Source organism: Pararhodobacter sp. SW119, from assembly GCF_017811755.1.
In the GTDB taxonomy this organism is placed as follows: Bacteria; Pseudomonadota; Alphaproteobacteria; order Rhodobacterales; family Rhodobacteraceae; genus Pararhodobacter.
On record NZ_JADDJF010000161.1, the window covers coordinates 1 to 988 of the forward strand.

The 988-nt window shown below is 61.3% G+C and carries 2 protein-coding genes; both read right to left on the reverse strand.

Annotation, left to right across the window (positions count from 1 at the left end; all coding sequences use genetic code 11):
* On the reverse strand, positions 1-850 hold an 850-nt coding region (locus IM708_RS21035), incomplete at its 3' end, for a transposase (protein ID WP_209428500.1).
* Positions 783-988, reverse strand: a 206-nt coding sequence (locus IM708_RS21040) for a hypothetical protein (protein ID WP_209428501.1), incomplete at its 5' end; no start/stop codon positions are given. The genes IM708_RS21040 and IM708_RS21035, both read right to left, overlap by 68 nt.

Consider the following 988-nt stretch of genomic DNA (forward strand, 5'->3'; position numbering starts at 1 on the left):
TGGTCGTCAGCAACTGATAGTCGAGCAGATCCGACAGCAACTCGACAGCCCGCGCTTCGATCTCATCGCGTTGCCGGATCAGGCTGCGGCCCTCTGCGACAACGAGGCGGAACATGCGAATCGCGTCGGAATCCGGATGGACAGGAAGTCCAACCGATCCGACGGCTGTTGCGTAAATATCTGAAAGCAATTGCTCTTTGGACACCTTCCGGCCAACGACCTCCCAGGCATCAGCGATGAAGGCGTCCCGGCTCATGGCCGAGATCATGTGTGGCGATGGGTACTTCTCCAGAAATGCCAGGAACCAATCCGTCCGCGAGCTTCGGTGAAACCGCTCGGCCTCGGGGAAGTACAGCGGCAGGTAGTGAGTCAGGATTCGGTGCCATAGCTCGGTCTTCGAGCGTGAAACGATCTCGTGGGTCTTCGACAGCTCCTGGATGTCGGCGGTCCCGACGACCAGCGGATCGTGAAAGAATTGCACGGCGCCGATCTCCAGCATGTGCAGGATGACCTGGGCGTCCTTCGGATCGTTCTTGTCCCAGCTGTTGTGCAGGGCCTCCCGCGTCCGAGCCAGTCCGACGGAGGAGACGAGCTTCAGCTCGAACCCTGCCTGGCCGAGATGGTGCGCCAACGTTCGGTGGTAGTTGCCGGTTGCCTCGAACCCGATCCGAACCGGCAGGTCGTAGCTGGCGAGGACCGCAGACAGGCGCCGGAAGTCCTCCAAGGTGTTCGTGATCGTCAAGCGGCGGCGGCGCGTCTTGCCCGGGATGCCGATCAGCACCTCATGGCGATGCTTGGAAATGTCGATGGCGACCAGCAAGGTCGGCGAGATAGAGTGGGTGGCGGTCATAGCCGGTCTCCTCGGCAGTGTGGTTCAGCAAAACCACTGTTGAGACCTGAGACCCGGTTATGGCCACACGCTGCGCTATCTGGGGGCTGCGCACGCGGCCATAACCTGTCGGCAGCACTTCTTCCCGACGTGCTATGG